This is a genomic window from Parahaliea mediterranea (assembly GCF_017255185.1).
Taxonomy (GTDB): domain Bacteria; phylum Pseudomonadota; class Gammaproteobacteria; order Pseudomonadales; family Halieaceae; genus JAFKCZ01.
Genome location: NZ_JAFKCZ010000032.1, coordinates 1 through 1961, shown reverse-complemented (window position 1 = coordinate 1961; position 1961 = coordinate 1). Strand labels below are relative to the sequence as shown.

2 protein-coding genes and 1 pseudogene are annotated in these 1961 nt (G+C 43.0%); 1 reads left to right on the top strand and 2 read right to left on the bottom strand.

The window, feature by feature from the left end; all coding sequences use genetic code 11:
- The first annotated feature begins 149 nt into the window (after nucleotides 1-149).
- Complete coding sequence (locus JYP50_RS21590) at nucleotides 150-1454, top strand: ATP-dependent nuclease (protein WP_206562648.1); 1305 nt, start codon at nucleotides 150-152, stop codon at nucleotides 1452-1454.
- Between the two features lie 8 nt (nucleotides 1455-1462).
- Here the strand turns inward: JYP50_RS21590 and JYP50_RS21585 are convergent.
- Nucleotides 1463-1783, bottom strand: a pseudogene (locus tag JYP50_RS21585) (IS3 family transposase); the annotation flags it as partial.
- Nucleotides 1784-1811: 28 nt separating this feature from the next.
- The coding region (locus JYP50_RS21580; protein ID WP_206560096.1) for an IS3 family transposase at nucleotides 1812-1961 on the bottom strand (150 nt) is incomplete at its 5' end.

The window sequence follows — 1961 nt, the reverse complement described above, 5'->3', positions numbered from 1 at the left end:
CTCCGAGAGGAATATATACTGAAAATGCGTTCTGACAACGATTTGTGCTTTGAAAATCCAGGGAAAACCGTAGAGGAAATGTGTTCGCTTTCCGAGTCGGTTTTTCTACAGCCTCGTTAGTGCTCTTACATGGAAAATGAAGTAAACGAATGAATATTCTCAACAAAAACGGCTATGACTTAAAAAATGTCACTAAAATTAATGTCATCTTGGGTAAAAATGGATGTGGAAAAAGCACGACGTTAAAACGAATAGAAGAAGCCCTTGAAAGAGATGCTGAATACGGAAATACAAGGTACATAACCCCCGAGCGTGGCGGGGCATTAAAGTTCGATGCCAGCCTTGCTCAAAATTCTACGAATGAACAATGGCTTAACCATCAACTACGTCAGAATCAGTTTGTGCAGTTTAAGCAGCAAACGCTACTACAGTTTAGGAAGCTAGAACTCTTAAGTTTACGAGAAATCGAAAAGCAACCAGAACTAAGAAACGATCATAGCTATACATTTCAAAACATTGTTGACTCTGTTAACAGCCTCTTGGATAACATAGAAATTCGTCGAGAGGGTTCTGATTTCAAAATTTATTCATTATCAAGCGGCTCTGAAATAGCTCCAGACAACATAAGCAGTGGAGAGTCCGAACTAATATCTTTAGGTATTGAGTGCTTGGTTTTTGCAAAAGAGTGCGATACTGAAAAGCACAATATTCTATTTTTGGATGAGCCTGATGCTCATCTACATCCTGATCTACAGTCGAGGTTAGGACATTTTTTGAAAGACCTAGTTGATACCCATGAATTTAAAATTATCACTGCCACTCATAGCACTTCCTTTCTCGGTGCCTTTGAGTCGTATACTGATGTTTCAATAGATTTTGTGGTTTCAGGGCAAACAGAAATAAACTTCAGCCCCATAAGTGATGTTTATCGCAAAGTACTTCCGGTTTTTGGCGCACACCCCCTATCGAATGTATTTAATGAAGCTCCTATTATGCTGGTCGAGGGTGAAGATGATGAGCGAGTGTGGCAGCAAGCTATTAGAACTTCACAAGGGAGACTAAGAATATTTCCCTGCTCAGTAGATAGCATCACCCACCTAAATGAATACGAAACAGAAATCGCTAGCGTAATTAATTCCATATATGACAATGCAGTTGCTTATTCTCTTAGGGATAGAGATGACTCGACGGAAGAAATAGATGACACCCCGCCAGTAGTCAGAATGAAACTGTCTTGTCGAGCAGCAGAAAATCTACTCTTAACTGACGAAGCGCTTTCTAGGTTAAGGGTTACTTGGGAAGAACTGGAGAAAAAAATAGAAACCTGGTTACAGAGAAATGCTGATCATTCCCACTATCAGCATCTATGTGCATTCAGGGATGAAGGCTTCCAGCGTAAAAGCCACAACCTAAAACATATAAGAAATGACTTGGAGTGGTCAACTGATTTGTGACAACCCAGTTAAGCGGCTTTCTTCATTTCTAGCATAGCCGCTTCGTACTGGCTGGGACTGGTGTAACCCAGGTACGAATGCAGCCGTTGGCTGTTATAGAACATCGCAATGTAGTCCAGTATGTCCTGCTGTGCATCGGCGCGGGTTTGATAATGCTTCCACTGCACCCGCTCTTTTTTCAGGCTGGCAAAGAAGCTTTCGGCAACCGCGTTGTCCCAACAGTCACCTTTGCGGCTCATACTGCCGACAAAGCCATGAGCTTTGAGTAACTGCCGGTACGTTCCGCTCGCGTACTGCGAGCCTCTGTCTGAATGCACGATAAGACCTGGAGTGGTCAACTGATTTGTGACAACCCAGTTAAGCGGCTTTCTTCATTTCTAGCATAGCCGCTTCGTACTGGCTGGGACTGGTGTAACCCAGGTACGAATGCAGCCGTTGGCTGTTATAGAACATCGCAATGTAGTCCAGTATGTCCTGCTGTGCATCGGCGCGGGTTTGATAATGCTT